Genomic DNA, 19,243 nt, shown 5'->3' on the forward strand with positions numbered 1-19,243 from the left:
GGGAAACCATCATGAGCGTTTGTCATCTTCGTCATGCGGTCGCCGTCGCCGCACTGGCCGTCTGTGCGGGCCTCACTGCGACGAGCCAGCCGGCCCGCGCGGCGGATACCGAGCTGAACGTGTACAACTGGTCCGACTACATCGCGAAGGACACGATCCCGAACTTCGAAAAGGATTCGGGCATCCACGTGAAGTACGACAACTACGACAGCGACGACACGCTGCAGGCGAAGCTGCTCGCGGGCAGTTCGGGCTACGACATCGTGGTGCCGACGTCGAACTACATGGCCAAGCAGATCCAGGCCGGCGTGTATCAGAAGCTCGACAAGTCGAAGATCCCGAACTTCGCGAACCTCGACCCGACGCTGATGCACATGATCGCGGACGCCGATCCGGGCAACCAGTACGGCGTACCCTGGGCGTTCGGCACCGACGGCATCGGCTACAACGAGCAGGCCGTGCAGAAGGCGCTCGGCGCGAACGCGCCGGTCGACAGCTGGGCGCTCGTGTTCGACCCGGCGAACCTGTCGAAGCTGAAGGGCTGCGGCGTGTCGTTCCTCGACCAGGCGGTCGACGTGTTCGCGGCTACGCTGCAATACATGCACAAGGACCCGAACAGCACGAACCCGGCCGACTATCAGGCCGCGTTCGAAGTGCTGAAGAAAGTCCGCCCGTACATCACGCAGTTCAACTCGTCGGGCTACATCAACGATCTCGTGAACAACGACGTCTGCGTCGCGGTCGCGTGGTCGGGCGACGTCGGCATCGCGCACCGCCGCGCGACCGAGGCGAAGCGCTCGTACGAAATCAAGTTCTCGAACGTGAAGGAAGGCGGCCTGCTGTGGTTCGACGTGATGGTCATCCCGAAGGACGCGCCGCATCCGGAAGCCGCGATGAAGTGGATCAACTACATCGAGGACGCGAAGGTCAACTCGGCGATCACGAACGAGGTGTTCTACCCGACCGCGAACCGCGCCGCGCGCCAGTACGTAACGCCGTCGGTCGCGCAGGATCCGAACGTCTACCCGCCGGACGACGTGCTGAAGAAGATGACGCTGATGAAGCCGATGCCGGCCGACATCCTGCGCCTCGAAAACCGTCTGTGGGCGCAGCTCAAGACGGGGCACTGAGCGTCACTCACCCGCTGTCGATGGAGTCCTGAAGGAGACGACGCGGCAACAGGGATCGCTCGATCCCTCGCCGCCCGCAACAGCAGCCCTGAAGTCCGGCTGCGCGCAGCAACGCGAACCGTGCCGCGCGCAGCCTCCCCTGAGTTCCGGTCGCCCTGCCGAAGTCCGCGAGCCGCGTTGCGCGCCCCGTGTGGGGACGCTCGCGCCCGCGAACCGGCAACGGCCGTCGCAAGGAAGGAACGGTTACATCATGAATCCGACGCCCGCCGCCAAGCCGGCCCCGAAGTCCACGCCCGCGGACCAGTTCGTCCGCATCGAAAACGTCGTCAAGAAGTTCGGCGAATCCGTCGCCGTCAACAACGTCAGCCTCAACGTCGCGAAGAACGAACTGTTCGCGCTGCTCGGCAGCTCCGGCTGCGGCAAGTCCACGCTGCTGCGGATGCTCGCCGGACTGGAGACGGCGACCTCCGGGCGCATCTTCGTCGACGGCGAAGACCTCGCCGCGCTGCCGCCGTATCGCCGCCCCGTCAACATGATGTTCCAGTCGTACGCGCTGTTTCCGCACATGAGCGTCGAGGCGAACGTCGCATTCGGCCTGAAGCAGGAAGGCACGCCGAAGAACGAGATCCGCGAGCGCGTCGCCGACGCGCTCCATCTCGTGCAGATGGACCGCTACGCGAAGCGCAAGCCGCATCAGCTGTCCGGCGGCCAGCAGCAGCGCGTCGCGCTCGCACGCTCGCTGGTGAAGCGGCCGAAGCTGCTGCTGCTCGACGAGCCGATGTCCGCGCTCGACAAGAAGATCCGCCAGAAAACCCAGCTCGAACTGGTCAACATCATCGACAAGGTTGATGTCACCTGCGTGATGGTCACGCACGACCAGGAAGAGGCGATGACGATGGCGAACCGCCTCGCGGTAATGAGCGAAGGCAGCATCGTGCAGATCGGCTCGCCGTCGCAGGTCTACGAATATCCGAACAGCCGCTTCTCGGCCGAGTTCATCGGCTCGACGAACCTGTTCGAAGGCCACGTCGTCGAGGACGAGCCCGACCACATCTTCGTCGAAAGCGCGGACCTCGAAGCGCGCATGTACGTGAGCCACGGGATCACCGGTCCGCTCGGCATGCCGGTCGGCATCTCGGTGCGCCCGGAGCGCGTGCGCGTGACGCGCGAGCGCCCCGCGTCGCCGCACAACTGGGCGCGCGGCATCGTCACCGACGTCGCGTACATGGGCAGCTACTCGCTGTTCCACGTGCGCCTGCCGGGCGGCAAGGTCGTCATGTCGAACCTGTCCAGCTCCGACCTGATGGCCGACAACGCGCCCGCCTGGAACGACGACGTGTACGTGTCGTGGTCGCCCGCGAGCGGCGTCGTGCTCACGCAATGAGGAAAATCCGATGAGTTCCCCGGCTTCCACTTCGTCCACGCCGGCCGCCGCCGGCAACGGACCGCGCGCGCTGCTCGCGCGCTGGTTCTCGCGCTTCGTGCCGTCCGGCCGCAGCACGGTGATCGGCATTCCGTTCCTGTGGCTCACGCTGTTCTTCGCGCTGCCGTTCGTGCTGGTCTTCAAGATCAGCTTCGCGGACCAGCTGATGGGCATCCCGCCGTACACGTCGCTCGTCACGTTCGAGGACGGCGTGCTGCACTTCGCGCTGCACCTGAGCCACTACCTGTTCCTCGTACAGGACGACCTGTACGTCGCGACCTACATCAGCTCGCTGAAGATGGCCGCGGTGTCCACGCTGCTGTGCCTGTTGATCGGCTACCCGATCGCGTACTACATCGCGCGCTCGGCCCCCGCGTCGCGCAACCTGCTGATGATGGGCGTGATGCTGCCGTTCTGGACGTCGTTCCTGATCCGCGTGTACGCGTGGATCGGCATCCTGAAGGACGACGGCCTGCTGAACCACGCGCTGATCGGCCTCGGCCTGATCCACTCGCCGCTGCGGCTCTATCACACCGACATCGGCGTCTACATCGGGATGGTCTATTCGTACCTGCCGTTCATGGTGATGCCGCTCTACGCGCACCTCGTGAAGATGGACCTGACGCTGCTCGAAGCCGCCTACGACCTCGGCGCGAAGCCGTGGGTCGCGTTCACGCGGATCACGCTGCCGCTGTCGAAGAACGGGATCATCGCCGGCAGCCTGCTGGTGTTCATCCCGGCGGTCGGCGAATACGTGATCCCCGAACTGCTCGGCGGCGCGGACACGCTGATGATCGGCCGCGTGATGTGGGACGAGTTCTTCAACAACATGGACTGGCCGATGGCGTCCGCGGTGACGGTCGCGATGGTCGTGCTGCTGCTCGTGCCGATGGCGGTCTTCCAGTACTACCAGGTCAAGGAACTGGAGGACACGAAATGATCAAGCCCAACCGCACCCTGTCCAGCGGCGTGCTGACGCTCGGCTTCCTGTTCCTGTACATCCCGATCATCAGCCTCGTCGTCTATTCGTTCAACGAGTCGAAGCTCGTCACCGTATGGTCCGGCTTCTCGCTGAAGTGGTATGCGGCGCTCGCTCAGGACGGCGAGCTGCTGTCGGCCGCGTGGCTGTCGCTGAAGATCGGCCTGATGACCGCGTTCGCGTCGGTCGCGATCGGCACGTGGGCGGGTTTCGTGCTCGCGCGGATGGGCCGCTTCAAGGGCTTCACGCTCTATACCGCGATGATCAACGCGCCGCTCGTGATCCCCGAGGTGATCCAGGGCATCTCGCTGTTGCTGCTGTTCGTCGCGCTGGAACAGATGCTCGGCTGGCCGAAGGGCCGCGGGATCATGACCATCTGGATCGGCCACGTGATGCTGTGCGTGTCGTATGTCGCGATCATCGTGCAGTCGCGCGTGAAGGAACTGAACCGCTCGCTCGAAGAAGCCGCGCTCGATCTCGGGGCGACGCCGCTGAAGGTGTTCTTCGTCATCACGCTGCCGCTGATCTCGCAGGCGCTGCTGTCCGGCTGGCTGCTGTCGTTCACGCTGTCCATCGACGACCTCGTGCTGTCCGCGTTCCTGTCCGGCCCCGGCTCGACGACGCTGCCGCTCGTCGTGTTCTCGCGCGTGCGGCTCGGCCTGAACCCGGAAATGAACGCGCTCGCGACGCTGTTCATCAGCGCGGTGACGATCGGCGTCATCGCCGTGAACCAGTTGATGGTGATCCGCGAACGCAAACGCACCCGCGACATGCAGCTCGCGTTCGCACAGCCCGACCCGGCCGATGCGCCGCGCCCCGCCGCACCGGCCGCCGCGCGCGCGCCGCTCGGCGGCAGCGCGGCGTGAGCCGCCGAACCACACGCTGAAGTCTTCGCAGTAACGACCCACAAGGAGAACTCAAGATGAAGAAGAAGTTAATCTGTCTGCTGGTGGCGGGGGCGGTGCCGGGGCTCGCCCTGGCGGATTCCACCAGCGACCAGATCAAGGCCCTGCAGGCGCAGTTGAACGCGCTGCAAAAAGAGGTCAAGTCGCTCAGATCCGAGCTGGCGACGAAACCTGTCGCGAAGGCCGCGCCGATCGTGCCGGTCGCGCCGGCCATAGCCGCGGCGCCCGCGCCGGCGCCGGTCGACATCTCGTCGCCGGACTACGGCAAGGCGCCGGCGACGCTGACGAACGACGAAGTGACCGAGTTGAAGCAGCAGCTCGCGAACCAGCAGTTGAAGGTGGATTCGCTGACCGACGCCGCGAACACGGGTCCGCTTGCGGGGCTGTCGATCACCGGGTATATCGATCCGGTGTACCTGTACAACCGCGCGCCGGGCACGTCGTCGTTCCTGTTCGCGAACCACGAGAGCGTCTACAACTACTTCAACAGCACGTTCGGCGACCTGTACCTCGACATCAAGAAGACCTTCGGCGTCGGCCCGACTGCGCCGTATGTCGAGGTGTCGCTGATGCCGAACCGCGGCAACGGCATCACGCTGCTGCAGGACTCGCACGGCAACATCGGCAACAACATCCTGAACACCGCGCTCGTCAGCGTGCCGGTGTCGGGCACGACCACCGTGCAGGCCGGTTTGATGGCGAGCTACGGCGGCTACGAGGTGCAGCAGTCGAACCAGATGCTCACCCTGACGCACAACCTGCTGTACGACTTCTCGGATCCGGGCAGCTACGTCGGCGTCGCGATGAACTACACGCCGGACGGCAGCAACTGGGCGTGGAAGTTCATGCTCGGCAACGAGCAGTACCGCACCTACGGCGCGGTCGTGCAGACCGGCGTCAACGCGCTCGGCGACCCGATCACGGTCAGCAACAAGATCCCGTCGTTCACCGCGCGGGCCGACTACACGATGTCGAGCGCGCTCGACATCGGCGGCTCGTTCAACGTGGGCCGCCAGACGCTGCCGGGCGGCTTCGATCCGGATAGCGGCACGACCGCGTTCGGCGTCGGCGGCCAGGCGAGCAGTTCGGGCGGCTACTTCCTGTTCGGCGAACTCGATGCGACGTACACGCTCGCGGACGTCCAGTACAACGCGGAAGTCGATTACGGCCAGCAGCAGCACGCGGCGTTCAACGGCGGCAACGCGCAGTGGTACGGCCTGTCGCTGCTCGCGCACCGCAAGTTCACCGCGCCGCTCGTCGGCCGGATGGGCGCGACGCTGCGCTACGACGTGCTCGCGGACGGCAAGAACGGCGGCGGCGGCGGCGGCATCGCGCTCAACGGCAACGGCATGGACACGGCGAACGGCTTCGGCATCGGCGCGGACTGCCTTGCGCGGTCGCAGTCGGCCGGCGGCTTCGGCTTCGAGTGCAAGGGCGCGACGCGCCAGGACGTCGCGCTCGACCTGCTGTTCTACCCGACGCAGCAGACCATCGTGAAGGTCGAGTATCGTCACGACTGGGCGACGCAGAACGTGTTCCTGCACAGCAACGGCTCGTACGGCAAGCACAACGACCTGCTCGGCACGCAGTTCATCTACTCGTTCTGATCGCCACGCCACCCGCGGACGACGGCGCGCGGCTGCGCCGCCGTCCGCGCTTTTTTTCCTCGACTGTCCCTATGCTCAAGTTCGCCAACCAGCCTCATGCGCCGTCGTGGTACGCGGCGACCGTCAACGACACGACGCGCCACCCGGTGCTCGAAGGCACGCTCGCGGCCGACGTCTGCGTGATCGGCGCGGGCCTGACCGGCGTGTCCGCCGCGCTGAACCTCGCGGAGCGCGGTTATTCGGTCGCGCTCGTCGATGCGTCGAAGGTCGGATGGGCCGCGAGCGGACGCAACGGCGGCCAGTTGATCGGCGGCTTCGCGTGCGACATCGACACGTTTTCGCAGTTCATGTCCGCAGCCGAAGTGAAGCAGGTGTGGGACATGGGGATCGAAACGCTCGACATCGTGAAGTCGCGGGTCGCGAAGCATCGCATCGACTGCGGGCTGACCGAAGGTTACTTCACCGCCGCGAACAAGCCGCGCGACGTCGACGCGCTGCGCCGCTGGCGCGACGAGGCGGCCACGCGCTTCGGCTACGACCGCTTCCAGTACGTCGACGCGGACGGCGTCGGCCGCTACGCGCAGTCCGCGCGTTATCCGGGCGGCCTGTTCGATCCGGACAGCGGCCACCTGCATCCGCTGAACTACACGCTCGGCCTCGCGCGCGCAGCGACGGAAGCCGGCGTGCGGATCTTCGAGGACAGTTGCGTGACGCGCGTGCGCAGCGAGCGCGGCATGAACGTCGTCGAGACCGAACGCGGCAGCGTCCGCGCGCGCTTCGTCGTGCTCGCGTGCAACACGTGGCTCGGCGCGCTCGCGCCGGACGTGTCGCGCAAGATCATGCCGGTCGGCACCTACGTGGTCGCGACCGAACCGCTCGGCGCACAACGGATGGCCGACCTGATGCCCGCGCAGGCGGCCGTCTGCGACAGCCGCTTCGTGCTCGACTACTTCCGTCCCGCGCCGGATTCACGGCTGCTGTGGGGCGGCAAGGTCAGCTATTCGACGCTCGAACCGCGCGACCTCGCGCAGGCGATGCGCCGCGACATGCTGAAGACCTTCCCGCAACTCGCGGACGTGCGGATCGACTACGCGTGGGGCGGGTTCGTCGACATCACGATGAACCGCGCGCCGCATTTCGGCCGCGTGTCGCCGACCGTCTATTTCGCGCAGGGCTTCTCCGGCCACGGCGTCAACACGACCGGCCTCGCGGGCCTGCTGATCGCGGAGGCGATCGACGGCCAGGCCGCGCGCTTCGACCTGTTCGGCAAGATCCACCACCGCGACTTCCCCGGCGGCGCTACACTGCGGACCCCGGCCCTCGTGCTCGCGATGGCCTGGTATCGTCTGAAGGACCTGCTCTGATGCCTGCCCGATTCGACCTCGACGCGCAAGCCAGTGCGCTCGCGCAGCACTCGTACTATGAAGCCACCGTGACCCGCCCCGCCGAGGAGGGGCCGCCGCTCACCGGCTCGATCGACGTGGACGTGTGCGTGATCGGCGCGGGTTTCGCGGGGCTGTCGACCGCCCTCGAATGCCGCGCGCGCGGACTGTCGGTCGCGGTGCTCGACGCGCACCGGCCCGGCTGGGGCGCGTCCGGCCGCAACGGCGGGCAGACGCTGGTCGGCTTCGCGAAGGACGAAGTGCTCGAAAAGCAGCTTGGCGCGGCAGGCGTGCGCGCCGCGTGGGCGCTGTCGATCGAGGGCGTCGCGCTGGTGCGCGAGCGCATCGAACGTTACGGGATCGACTGCGATTTCACGCCCGGCTATCTGACCGTCGCGACGAAACCGAAGCGCGTGCCGGACCTGCGCGCGTGGATGGACGCCGCGCAGTCGCGCTGGGGTTACGACCGGCTCGAATGGCTCGACACCGACGCGGTGCGCGCGCGCATCGCGTCGCCGCGTTATCTCGCCGGCGTGTACGACCCGTGCTCCGGCCATCTGCATCCGCTGAAGTATTGTCTCGGCCTCGCCCATGCGGCGCGGCGCGAAGGCGCGGCGCTGTATCCGCATTCGCGCGCGCTCGACGTGAAGCGCGGCGCGCGGCCGGTCGTGCGCACCGCGAAGGGCGAGGTGCGCTGCCGGTTCGTCGTGTCGTGCTGCAACGCCGCGCCGGGCGGCGTGCTGCCCGCGCCCGTCGCCGCGCGCATCGCGCCGATCGCGTCGTACATCATCGCGACCGAGCCGCTCGGCGCGGCGCGCGCGGATGCGCTGATCGCGCAACGCGCGGCCGTCTGCGACAACAACTTCTTTCTCGACTATTTCCGCGTGTCGGCGGACGACCGGATGCTGTTCGGCGGCCGCGCGGATTCGACCGGCGCGGCGCCCGCGCAGCTCGCGGACGCGATGCGCAGGCGGATGGTCGACGTGTTCCCGCAACTGGCCGACGCGAAGATCGACCATGCGTGGGGCGGCTTCGTCGACGTGACGCGCAACCGCGCGCCGGACTTCGGCGCGATCGATCCGAACTACTTCTACGTGCAGGGTTTCTCGGGACACGGCGTCGCGCTGACCGGCATCGCGGGGCGCGTCGTCGCGCAGGCGATCGCCGGCGAGCGCGAGTCGTTCGACCTGTTCGCGCGGCTGCGCCATCGGCGCTTTCCCGGCGGCCTGGCGTGGCGGCGGCCGGCGCTGGAGATCGGGATGATGTATCACCGCGTGCGGGAGATGTTTTGATGGGCAGGGCGCGTCGGTGGGTGGGCAACGCACAGGCTGGACGCGGAATCTCGCCCGCGCGTTGAGCGGGGCGGGTCGACAAGTTGACGACCGCGGCTACCGCTCGACGCACCGCAGCGGCCCACGCCTGCGCGTTCGCGCCGACGGGTCCGTCACCGCGTACCACACCGCTTCGGCGACATCCGGCGCGGTGGTGAGGGGAGACGCCGCGTCCATGAATTCCGCGAATATCTTCTTCACAAGGTCCGCATACGCGTCGTGGTCGAAGCCGTGCATGAAGCCGCGCTGTCGCGCCCGGCGCTCTTCGAACGCTTCAGCCGCGCGGTCGGCGTCGCGGCGATGCAGTATCTGCCGGGCTGGCGGACGGCCCTCGCGAAAGACCTGCTGCGACGCAACGAGGCTCGCGTGGCGGAGATCGCGGAACGCGTCGGTTATAGCTCCGCGAGCACGTTCAGCGTCGCGTTCGCGCGTTATGTCGGGCAGCCGCCAGCGCGGTATCTGCGTGAGCAGGCGGAGCGCGGCGAGACGGCGTAGGTTCGCTGTTTGCCGATCGGGACGCGGGGGTCTCCGTGGCGACCGGTCGGGCCGCCCGTCCGCGCTTGTGCCTGGCTTATGCGCTACGCCCCCTCCATCACCGACAACGCGATCGCCTTCTGCGCGTCCAGTATCTCCAGTTGCGTCACCAGCGCCGCGCGAACCGACTCATACGTGGACTTTCCGAGCGCGAGCCGAAACGGCGGCGACGGGCTGTCGATCGTCTCGATCATCGCATCGACCGTCTTGCCGGCATCCGCGAATTCGAAGTAACCCGCATCGAGCAAACGCCGGATCTCGCCGGCGGGCGTCGCGTCGTACACGCTCATCGGCGTCGCGCGGTCCAGCCCCGCGCCGAAATTCGTGCGCGTCGGACCCGGCTCCACGATCACGAAGTCGATGCCGAACGGCCCGACTTCCTTCGCGACGGCCTCGACGAAACCCTCGATGCCCCACTTCGTCGCGTGATACGCGCTGAAGCCCGGATACCCTATCCGCCCGCCCTCGGACGACACCTGCACGATGCGCCCGCCGCCCTGCCCGCGCAGCCGCGGAACGACCGCGCGGATCAACTGGATAGAACCGGTCAGGTTCGTCGCGATCTGCCTGTCGATCTGCGCGTCGCTCAACTCCTCGGCCGCGCCGAACAGCCCATACCCCGCGTTGCTGACGACGACGTCGATACGCGTTTTCGCCGCGAATGCGTGCGCGACAGCGGCTCTGATCGCATCGACGTCGGTCACGTCGCATTCGACCACCTGCAAGAGGTCGCCATGCCGCGCGCGCAGGTCGTCCAGCGCGCCGGGCTTGCGCAGCGTCGCCACGACGCCGTCGCCGCGCGCGAGCAGCCGCTCCGCGAGCCCGCGCCCGAGTCCGCTCGATGCGCCCGTAATCAGCCAGTTCTTCGCCATGCTTGTGCTCCGTTCGTGAATTCGAGGTCCATGCTAGAACGCTATGATTAGTTCGGGAACCACCACCAGTGCGCACGACGCGTTGACGGAAATTCAACAATGAGCAAACCCACCCTGGCCGATCTGCAATCCTTCATGATGGTCGCCGCGCGGCGCAGCTTCGCACGGGCGGCGGGCGAACTGGGCGTGTCGCGCTCGGCGCTCAGTCATGCGATGCGCGGGCTCGAAAGCGACCTGGGCGTGCGCCTGCTGCACCGGACGACGCGCAGCGTGTCGCTGACGGAAGCGGGCGAACGGCTGCTCGCGCGGCTGCGTCCGGTATTGAGCGATCTCGATCACGTGCTCGACGACGTAGTGCGCGACGACCACGCGCCGCGCGGCACGCTGCGGATCAACGGCGGCGAGGGCGCGATCCGGCAACTGCTGCAAACCGTCGTGCCGCGTTTTCTCGCGCTGTATCCGCAGATGGAACTGGACCTGGTCGCGGACGGGCGGCTCGTCGACGTCGTCGCGGAAGGCTTCGATGCGGGCGTGAGGCTGGGTGAAGCCGTGCACAAGGACATGATCGCGGTGCGCGTCAGCGACGACTTCCGCTTCCTGGCGGTCGCGTCGCCGCGTTATCTGCGCGAGCATGGCCGGCCCGCCGCGCCGGACGATCTGCATGCGCATCGCTGCATCCGGCAGCGTCTGCCGAGCGGGAAGCGATACCGCTGGGAGTTCGCGCGTCACGGCCAGGAGCTCGCGATCGATCCGCCCGGCCCGCTCACGCTCGACAGCAATACGCTGATGGTCGAAGCGGCGCTCGACGGACTCGGCATCGCCTACGTGCCGGAGCCGTATGCGCGCGCCGCGCTGGCGCGCAGGCGGCTGGTCGCGGTGCTGGACGAATGGTGTCCGGTGATCCCCGGGCTGTTCCTCTACTTTCCGGGCAACCGGCATATCCCGGCGGGACTGCGCGCGTTCATCCAGTTGCTGAAGGAGACTTCGGGGAGCCGTTGATCCGGCGCGCCGATCCTTCGCGCCATCGTGCACGGACGATCATGTCGATGGATCGGGCGCGGGGCCGTCAACCCGCCTGCACCACGCGCGCCCGCCGCAGCTTGCGCCGTCGCCACCATTGCCATAGACCGGTCACCGACAGACCGCCTGACGCCAGGCCGCCGACAGCCAGCACGACCATCAGCAGCGGCCCGCCCAGTTCTCCCGTGTGCAGCGGATAGATCACCGACACGGCGCGCGCGCCGGGGTCCAGCCGGTCCCATCGCTGCGCGGCCAGCACCGCGCCGGAATACGGATCGATCCATACGGACGTCAGCCCGTTCGGATGCGGATCGTCGGGCAGGCGCATCCGCACGCGCAATGGCGCGTCGGCTTTCGCGGGCATCTGCACGATGTTGACCTGCCCGTCCGGAAACGCCGCGCGAGCCCGCGCGACGAGCGCATCGACGGCAAGCATCGGCTGCGATGGCGAGGGCCGCGCGGGCAGCGACGGCGCACGCGCCGGATGCGCGCCGCTCGCGGCCGTCATCGCGGCCGTCACCCAGCCGGCGAGCGGCCGCCACGCCATATACGCGCCGGTCGCGACGGACAGCGCGATCACGAGCCCCAGCGACGCACCGCCGACACGATGCAGGTCGTACAGCGCGCGGGTGCGGCCGCGCCGCAATTCGATGCGCCATGCCGCGCTGCCCGCGCGCGGCCACCAGAGCACGAGGCCCGACACGAGCATCAGCAGATAAACCAGCGCGACGCATGCGAGCAGCGGCTTGCCCGCCTGGTCGAGCAGCAGCGAGCTATGCAGCCTGAACAGCAGGTTAAAAAAGCCGTCGGTCTGTGCGCGTCGTCCGAGTTCGCGGCCCGTATAGGGATCGACGTAGACGGCCCCGCTCCATTTGCCGCGCACCGTCGCTTCGAGGCTCTGCTGCGGGAAGCGCGGCGGATGGAAGGACAGCGCGGCGCGCGGCCCGAACTCGCCGGCCAGACGCTGCCGGACGCTTTCGAGCGAAACGGTCGCGCGATCGTCGGGCGCGGCGACGCTGAACAGTCCGGCATGCAGATGGTGGTCGAGCGGCGCCGCGATCATCAGCAGCGCGCCCGTGACGCCCATCAGCGCGAGCACCCCGCCGAACGACAGCGCGAACCAGCGGTGCGCGACGAGCCAGTAGCGTCGAAGTCGCGGCGCGCTCGCGCGGGCGGCAGGCGGGTGAGCTTGCGTCGTCATCAGTAGACGAAGTGGCCCTGCACGTAGACCATGCGCGGCGCGCCGACCATCCGGCCCGCGTTGCCGTCGACGTTGCGCGTGAAATAACGCTTGTCGGTGAAGTTGTTGATGCCGAGCGTCAGGTCGCTGCCCTTCCAGCCCGGGATCTTCCAGTTCGCCTGGACGTCCCAGATGCGGAAGCCCGGCACCTTGCCGGTGGACGCGTTCGCCGGCTCGGCGACCGTGTTCTGCACGTCCGAATACTGCGAACTCTGGTGCGTCGTCGACAGGTTGAAGGTCCAGCCATGCGTTTCGTAGCGCAGACCCATCGTGTCGGTGAGGCGCGAGTAAAACGGCACGTCGAGGCCGGCCGTCGCACCCGACTGCTGGATCGCCTTCGTGTACGTGAAGTTCGCGTACGCGTCGAGGCCGCGCAGCACGCTGTCGTCGGCGAACGCGTAGTCGAGCGCGGTTTCGACGCCCTGATGATGCGTCGCGCCGATGTTCTGGAACGTCGCCGGCACGACGCCCGCCACCTGCACGATCTGGTTGTCGAAACGCATGTTGAACGCGGTGACTTCGGCGTGGATCTGCCGGCTCGCCCAGCGCGCGCCGACTTCGACGGTCTTCGCGACTTCCGGCTGCAACGGGTTCGACGCCGACTGCGAGTTCAGTTGCAGGTTCTGCACCGGGCCGAACGACGTGCTGTAGTCGGTGAACAGCGTCAGCGACGCGTTCCACAGATACTCCAGGCTCACCGCGGGCAGCGCCTTGTTGTTCAGCGTGTCGAACGTCTGTTTGAGCGTGGCGTCGCGGCGCGTCGATTCGATGTGCTCGAAGCGGATGCCCGGCGTGAGGCGCCAGCGGCCGAGCGCGATGCGGTCGTCGAGATAGACGGCGTGCGCGTCGGTGCCGTTGTCGAACGTGCTGGTCGGCCCGATCACGCCGGTGGCGAGCGTCTGGCTGTAGCTGTTGTCGTCGCCGCGCTCGCGGATGTAGCGATAGCCGACCGTGACGTCCTGCTGCACCGGACCGAGCGTGAAGCGCTGCGTGTAGCGCGGCTCGACGCCCGTCGTGTTGTAGTTGCGCGGCTGATACTGCAACTGCGTGCCCGCCGCGTTGATGAGCGCGCTGGTCCGGTTGCTCTCGTTGTACCACGCGCGGACCTCGAATTCCTGGTTCGCGGAAATCGTGTTCAGGTAGCCGATGTCGACGGCTTTGCGCTCGCCCTGCCAGTAGTCGGTCGGACGCGTGTTCTGGAACGGATCGGCGTTGTATTGCGCGACGGTCAGGCCGCCGGGCGTGCGCGACTTGACGTCGTAGTACGAGAACTTGCCGTACAGCTCGGAGGTCGGCGACAGTTCGAAGCGCCACTTGAGCGCAAGATCGTTGACGCGCTCGTCGCTGCCGTCGCGCCAGTCGCGGCCGGTCATGCCCGAATACAGCAGCGCGACGCCGAGCCCGTTGTCGAGCTGCGTGCCGAGGAACGTGTTGTACTGCGTGTTGCTGCCGCCGCCCGCCGTGTAGATGTTTTCGCGCACCGACGCGTCGGCGGTCAGTCCGCTGCGGTCGGGAATCTCGCGGGTGCGGAAGTTGATCACGCCGCCCACGTTCTGCGGGCCGTAGCGGACGGTGCCGCCGCTGCGCACCACGTCGATCGATTCGATGTTGCCGAGGCTGATCGGCGCGAACGACAACTGCGGCTGCCCGTACGGCGCGACCGCGAGCGGGATGCCGTCGAGCAGCACCGTCGAGCGCGGCGTGTAGCGCCCGGTCAGCCCGCGCACGCCGATGTTCAGCGAAATCTGGCTGCCGGCGGTGCCGGAGTTGTCGGTGGACTGCACGCCGGGCACGCGGCGCAGCACCTCGCCGATGCTGGTCGCGCCGCTCGCCTTGATCTCTTCCTTGTCGACCACCGTGCGCGCGCCCGGGAACCGCTTCACGCTGTTTTCGAGGCCGCTGCCGAGCCAGTCGCCGGACACGGCGATCGAGTCGAGCGTGGTCGTTTTGTCGTCCGGCGCGCTCGATGCGGACGGCTTCGCCGGCTCGTCCTGCGCCGACGCGCAGTCCGGCGCGGCGAGAAACGCGAGCGCGGCGACAGCCGCAAAACAGTTAAGGGTACTGACTGAGCTGAGGCTCCGGCGAGCGGCGAAGGCCATGGTCCTGGTTATCCTGGTTCTTGTCGCGGAGGATGCCGCGCCAGGTCCCGCCCATTCCCCGCGATCGTCGAGCGTGAGTGCGCCTGGAGCGTCCTTCCGTAGTTGTTAAGAAATATTCTTCCAACGGCGCGCCGAATTATAATGAGAATCAATTTCGTTTGAAAGACATTTATACGCAATCCGTATGGAAGTCGTCGGCGGATTGAATGGGGATGGGGTCGCGTCGATGGGCCTGGTCGGGCGTCTGTGGCGGGGGATGGGCGGTTTTCGCAGGGTGGCGGGAGCGTTCAGCCTGGAACGGCCCGGCTCGGGTCGCCGGGGCAGCGAAGCGGGCTGAAGTGCGTCGGCGTTCGGGTGAAGCCGGGCCGAACGGGTTCCAGGAAACGCCCAACCGGCAACCTCCCCGGCCGCCCGACGACATCGCCCGCCAGGTCGCTGAAACGAAAACGTCCCGAGCGGAACGCGCGGGACGCAGGACCTGCTTCGCGGATGCGTGCCGCCGCGCCAGACACGGCGGCACGCTCACGCGCCTTTAGCGGACAACCTCGCCGCGCAAAACCTTTGCCGCCGCGACCATGTTCGTCAGCGCGGGAATGACTTCCGCCCACTGCCGCGTCTTCAGCCCGCAGTCCGGATTCACCCACAGCCGCTGCGCGGGAATCCGCTCCGCCGCCTTCCGCATCAGTTGCACGATATGCGCCTCGGTCGGGATGTTCGGCGAGTGGATGTCGTACACGCCCGGCCCGATCTCGTTCGGATAGCTGAAGTGGTCGAACGCGTCGAGCAGTTCCATGTCGGAGCGCGACGTCTCGATCGTGATGACGTCCGCGTCCATGTCGGCGATCGACGCGATGATGTCGTTGAACTCCGAATAACACATGTGCGTGTGGATCTGCGTTTCGTCTCGCACGCCGTTCGCGGTGAGACGGAACGACTCGACGGCCCATTGCAGATATTCGCCCCACTGCGCGCGGCGCAGCGGCAGCCCTTCGCGCAGCGCCGCCTCGTCGATCTGGATCACGCGCACGCCGGCCTTCTCCAGATCGAGCACTTCGTCGCGGATCGCGAGCGCCAGTTGATGACACGACACCGAACGCGGCTGGTCGTCGCGCACGAACGACCAGTTCAGGATCGTCACCGGCCCGGTCAGCATCCCCTTCATCGGCTTGCGGGTCAGCGACTGCGCGTACGAAATCCACTCGACGGTCATCGCGTTCGGGCGGCTGATGTCGCCGAACAGGATCGGCGGCTTCACGCAGCGCGAGCCGTACGACTGCACCCAGCCGAACTGGCTGAACGCGTAACCGTCCAGTTGCTCGCCGAAATATTCGACCATGTCGTTGCGCTCCGCTTCGCCGTGCACCAGCACGTCGAGCCCGAGCGCCTCCTGCTCGCGCACGCTGCGCTCGATCTCGGCGCGCATCGCCGCCCGGTAGCCCGCTTCGTCCAGCGCGCCGGCCTTGTACTGGCTGCGCGCGTGGCGGATTTCGGCCGTCTGCGGGAACGAGCCGATCGTCGTTGTCGGATACGCGGGCAGACCGAGGATCGCCGCCTGTTTCGGCGCGCGCTCCGGATAACGGCTGGCCCGGTTGCCGAGGTTCGCGTCGATGCGCGCGAGCGCGGCCTTCACCGCTGGCTTGTTCACGCGCGGCGAGTGGCGGCGCTGGTAGACCGCCGCGGCGTTCGCGGCCAGTTCGTCGGCGACCGCGCGGCGACCCGCGTTCAGCGCCGCCGCGAGCACCTTCAGTTCGTCGAGCTTTTGCAGCGCGAACGCGAGCCACGAACGAATCTCGGCGTCGAGCGTCTCTTCGCTCGCGAGATCGACCGGCACGTGCAGCAGCGAGCACGACGGCGCGAGCCACAGCCGGTCGCCGAGCCGTTGCGCGAGCGGTTCAAGCCAGTCGAGCGCGGCGTTCAGGTCGGTCTTCCAGATGTTGCGACCGTTGATCGCGCCGACCGACAGCACGCTCTGCGCGGGCAGTTGCCGCGCGGCCTGTTCGATCTCGTCGCGTGCGTTGATTGCGTCGAGGTGCAGGCCGTCGACCGGCAGCGCGCACGCGAGGTCGAGGTTCTCCTGCAACTGGCCGAAGTAGGTGGCGAGCAGCAGCTTCACGCCGCGCGTCTCGAACGACTCGTACGCGGTCGCGAACGCCGCGCGCCACGCCGGATCGAGTTCGGTCACGAGCACGGGTTCGTCGATCTGCACCCACTCGACGTCCATCACCTTCAGATAGTCGAGCAGCGCGCAATACACCGGCATCAGGCGCGGCAGCAGCGCGAGCTTGTCCGAGTCGTCCTTCGCCTTGCCGAGCCACAGATAGCTGATCGGCCCGACGATGACCGGCTTCGCGTTGACGCCCTGCTCGCGGGCCTCGCGCAACTGTTCAACGAGGCGCGACGTGTCGAGGTTGAACTGCGTGTCGGCGGTGAATTCCGGCACGATGTAGTGATAGTTCGTGTCGAACCACTTCGTCATCTCGCCGGCCGCGACGCCGCCGCAGCACGCGCCATGTTCTTCCGCCGCCTGGGCCGAACGGCCGCGCGCGACGCGGAAATAGTTGTCGAGCGTGTCGCCATGAAAATCCTGCACGCGTTCGGGCAGGTTGCCGAGCGTGAAGCTCATGTCGAGCACCTGATCGTAGAACGCGAAGTCGCCGACCGGCACCCAGTCGAGATCCTTCTGGTCGTCCCAGTGGCGCTGGCGCAGTTGCGCGCCGAGCGCCTTCAGTTCGTCGCGCGACGACTCGCCCTTCCAGTAGCGTTCGAGGCCGAACTTGAGTTCGCGTTTCGCGCCGATGCGCGGGAAGCCGAGATTGTGTGTAGTGACCATGTGCGCTGCCGTCAAAGAGAAAAACGCCCGAACGAGGCGGGAGTGGCAGCGATGATAGGATGATCGCTCGATGAAATAAAATGGCTTTATTTCATCCATCCATTAATTTTGTTCATCGATTATCCAAAGGGTCCGGCGTCATGCTCGAACGCATTCATCTCGTCATCGTCCGCGAGGTGGCCCGCCAGGGGTCGCTCACCGCGGCGGCCGGCGCGCTTTTTCTCACGCAGTCGGCGTTGAGCCACACGGTCCGCAAGATCGAGCAGCAGCTCGGTACGCCGATCTGGGACCGCGAGGGCCGCAGCCTGCGGCTCACGCAGGCGGGCCAGTACCTGCTCTCGCTCGCGGAACGGCTGCTGCCGCAGTTCGAGCACGCCGAGGAGCGCATGAAGCAATATGCGGAAGGCGAGCGCGGCACGCTGCGCATCGGCATGGAATGCCACCCGTGTTATCAGTGGCTGCTGAAGGTGGTGTCGCCGTATCTCGCGCGCTGGCCCGACGTCGACGTGGACGTGAAGCAGCGCTTCCAGTTCGGCGGCATCGGCGCGCTGTTCGGTTACGACGTCGACGTGCTCGTGACGCCCGACCCGCTCAATCGTCCGGGCCTGAGCTTCGAGCCCGTGTTCGATTACGAGCAGGTGCTGGTCGTCGCGGAAGGGCATCCGCTCGCGAAGGCGCGTTACGTGAAACCCGAGCAGTTGGTGGACGAAACGCTCATCACCTATCCGGTCGAAACGGACCGGCTCGACATATACAACCAGTTCCTGCGGCCGGCCGGCGTCGCGCCGCGCCGCCACAAGACGATCGAAACCACCGACATCATGTTGCAGATGGTCGCGAGCCGTCGCGGCGTGGCCGCGCTGCCGCGCTGGCTCGCGGACGAATACGCGGACCGCATGCCGCTCGTCAGCGTGAAGCTCGGCCGCGACGGCATCGCGAAGCAGATCTTTCTCGGCACCCGCGACGCGGACGGCGGCCTCGATTATCTGGCCTCGTTCGTCGAGTTCGCGCGGCAATCGAACTGGCAGGCGGCGCGCGTCGGGGCGTAGTCAGTGCATAGGCGGCTCGTCGCCGAACACGGCGCGGACGATCGCCGCGCCCAGCAGCGCGTCTGCATGGTTCGCCCGCGTCTCGGCCGCCGCGTGATCCGGCGCTTCGGGCGGCGTGTCGGCAAGCCGGCCTTGCGCGGCGGCGCTCGTCATCCATGCGTCGGCGATCGAGCGGAGCGCGCGCCAGTCGCGCGCGTTCAACTGCGCGACGACGATGCGGCCCACTTCCTCGTAGACGTCCCAGCAATCGTCGCTGCCCGCCGCCAGCTTGCCGAGCAGTTGATTCAGTTCATCGTCGTCCGTCGAAGCCATCCCATGCCCCTTTCGTCCATGCGCGACTGCGTCGCGCCCGCACCCGCCCGCGAATGCGCGGAACGTTTGCGGATGGACTCGTTCCTGTCCGTGAGGAAACCGCTGGACGAGCGAACACCGGCAGCGGCCCGTCGCCGTGAGGGCGCGGGCGGCGGGCGGCGACGTCCAGCGGTCTTGCCGTGAAGGGCGAACCCGTTCTATCGGCGCCGCGCCGGGGAACGGCGTGCGGCGACGCGAAGCGGCTGCGACAGGCGTTGCCGGTCGCTCGATAAAGAGATGGCGTTCATTGACGGCTCCTTGGGTTGCGCGCCCTGGAATGTCTGGGAGAAAGAACGCAGCGAGGTCTGACTTCCGGCTCGACGTGGATCGCCTCGATCCGTCGATGCCAGTCACAGTGGCGCGACCGTGCCGGATTCACACCGGCTTCCCTGCTTCGTTCCGCTTGCGGGCCGCGTTCGGCCCGCTTCGGCTGCTCGCGCCGGTTCGGCGCCAAGCAGTCGAAAGCATAGCGGATCGGCGCGCGTCGACCC

At 67.3% G+C, this 19,243-nt stretch carries 14 protein-coding genes, 1 pseudogene and 1 riboswitch; of the genes and pseudogenes, 10 read left to right on the forward strand and 5 right to left on the reverse strand.

Annotated elements, in window-relative coordinates; genetic code table 11:
* Positions 1 to 11 precede the first annotated feature (11 nt).
* From BLV92_RS27675 to BLV92_RS27710, 8 genes and pseudogenes are all read left to right on the forward strand, one after another.
* The gene (locus BLV92_RS27675; RefSeq protein ID WP_090551805.1) at positions 12 to 1,130 is read left to right on the forward strand and encodes a polyamine ABC transporter substrate-binding protein; all 1,119 of its coding nucleotides are present in this window, start codon (positions 12 to 14) and stop codon (positions 1,128 to 1,130) included.
* Positions 1,131 to 1,380: 250 nt separating this feature from the next.
* Entirely contained in the window at positions 1,381 to 2,514 is a 1,134-nt protein-coding gene (locus BLV92_RS27680; protein WP_090551807.1) for an ABC transporter ATP-binding protein, read from the forward strand.
* A 10-nt stretch (positions 2,515 to 2,524) separates the two neighbouring features.
* Positions 2,525 to 3,493: an ABC transporter permease subunit gene (locus tag BLV92_RS27685; RefSeq protein WP_090551809.1), complete on the forward strand. Its 969-nt coding sequence runs from the start codon at positions 2,525 to 2,527 to the stop codon at positions 3,491 to 3,493.
* Complete coding sequence (locus BLV92_RS27690; RefSeq protein ID WP_090551811.1) at positions 3,490 to 4,398, forward strand: ABC transporter permease subunit; 909 nt, start codon at positions 3,490 to 3,492, stop codon at positions 4,396 to 4,398. Before BLV92_RS27685 ends, BLV92_RS27690 begins: the two co-directional genes overlap by 4 nt.
* A gap of 56 nt (positions 4,399 to 4,454) precedes the next feature.
* A complete protein-coding gene (locus BLV92_RS27695; RefSeq protein WP_090551813.1) occupies positions 4,455 to 6,044 on the forward strand; it encodes a DUF3138 family protein in 1,590 nt (529 codons plus the stop codon).
* 71 nt (positions 6,045 to 6,115) lie between these two features.
* The gene (locus BLV92_RS27700) at positions 6,116 to 7,408 is read left to right on the forward strand and encodes an NAD(P)/FAD-dependent oxidoreductase (protein WP_090551815.1); all 1,293 of its coding nucleotides are present in this window, start codon (positions 6,116 to 6,118) and stop codon (positions 7,406 to 7,408) included.
* The gene (locus BLV92_RS27705) at positions 7,408 to 8,718 is read left to right on the forward strand and encodes an NAD(P)/FAD-dependent oxidoreductase (protein ID WP_090551817.1); all 1,311 of its coding nucleotides are present in this window, start codon (positions 7,408 to 7,410) and stop codon (positions 8,716 to 8,718) included. Before BLV92_RS27700 ends, BLV92_RS27705 begins: the two co-directional genes overlap by 1 nt.
* Before the next feature lie 258 nt (positions 8,719 to 8,976).
* Positions 8,977 to 9,252 (forward strand): annotated as a pseudogene (locus BLV92_RS27710) (helix-turn-helix transcriptional regulator); the annotation flags it as partial.
* 83 nt (positions 9,253 to 9,335) lie between these two features.
* On the opposite strand, the gene BLV92_RS27715 reads toward BLV92_RS27710, so the two are convergent.
* Positions 9,336 to 10,163 (reverse strand): SDR family oxidoreductase, encoded by an 828-nt coding sequence (locus BLV92_RS27715; protein WP_090551821.1) that lies wholly within the window; start codon positions 10,161 to 10,163, stop codon positions 9,336 to 9,338.
* A gap of 99 nt (positions 10,164 to 10,262) precedes the next feature.
* Here BLV92_RS27715 and BLV92_RS27720 point away from each other — a divergent pair, with 99 nt between their 5' ends.
* Positions 10,263 to 11,162 (forward strand): LysR family transcriptional regulator, encoded by a 900-nt coding sequence (locus tag BLV92_RS27720; protein ID WP_090551823.1) that lies wholly within the window; start codon positions 10,263 to 10,265, stop codon positions 11,160 to 11,162.
* A gap of 67 nt (positions 11,163 to 11,229) precedes the next feature.
* On the opposite strand, the gene BLV92_RS27725 is transcribed toward BLV92_RS27720, so the two are convergent.
* The 3 genes from BLV92_RS27725 to metE form a co-directional block, all read right to left on the reverse strand.
* A complete protein-coding gene (locus BLV92_RS27725; RefSeq protein ID WP_090551825.1) occupies positions 11,230 to 12,384 on the reverse strand; it encodes a PepSY-associated TM helix domain-containing protein in 1,155 nt (384 codons plus the stop codon).
* The gene (locus BLV92_RS27730; RefSeq protein ID WP_090551828.1) at positions 12,384 to 14,522 is read right to left on the reverse strand and encodes a TonB-dependent receptor family protein; all 2,139 of its coding nucleotides are present in this window, start codon (positions 14,520 to 14,522) and stop codon (positions 12,384 to 12,386) included. Before BLV92_RS27730 ends, BLV92_RS27725 begins: the two co-directional genes overlap by 1 nt.
* 532 nt (positions 14,523 to 15,054) lie before the next feature.
* Positions 15,055 to 17,352 carry a 5-methyltetrahydropteroyltriglutamate--homocysteine S-methyltransferase gene (gene metE / locus BLV92_RS27735; RefSeq protein ID WP_090551830.1) on the reverse strand — a complete coding sequence of 766 codons (2,298 nt, stop codon included), beginning with the start codon at positions 17,350 to 17,352 and terminating at the stop codon, positions 15,055 to 15,057.
* Between the two features lie 140 nt (positions 17,353 to 17,492).
* On the opposite strand from metE, the gene BLV92_RS27740 reads away from it, so the two are divergent.
* Complete coding sequence (locus tag BLV92_RS27740) at positions 17,493 to 18,401, forward strand: LysR family transcriptional regulator (protein ID WP_090551832.1); 909 nt, start codon at positions 17,493 to 17,495, stop codon at positions 18,399 to 18,401.
* Here the strand turns inward: BLV92_RS27740 and BLV92_RS27745 are convergent, their stop codons facing one another.
* Complete coding sequence (locus tag BLV92_RS27745) at positions 18,402 to 18,713, reverse strand: hypothetical protein (protein WP_090551834.1); 312 nt, start codon at positions 18,711 to 18,713, stop codon at positions 18,402 to 18,404.
* A 319-nt stretch (positions 18,714 to 19,032) separates the two neighbouring features.
* Positions 19,033 to 19,182, reverse strand: a riboswitch (cobalamin riboswitch).
* Between the last annotated feature and the right edge of the window lie 61 nt (positions 19,183 to 19,243).

Origin of the sequence: Paraburkholderia caballeronis (assembly GCF_900104845.1) — a bacterium.
Taxonomy (GTDB): domain Bacteria; phylum Pseudomonadota; class Gammaproteobacteria; order Burkholderiales; family Burkholderiaceae; genus Paraburkholderia; species Paraburkholderia caballeronis.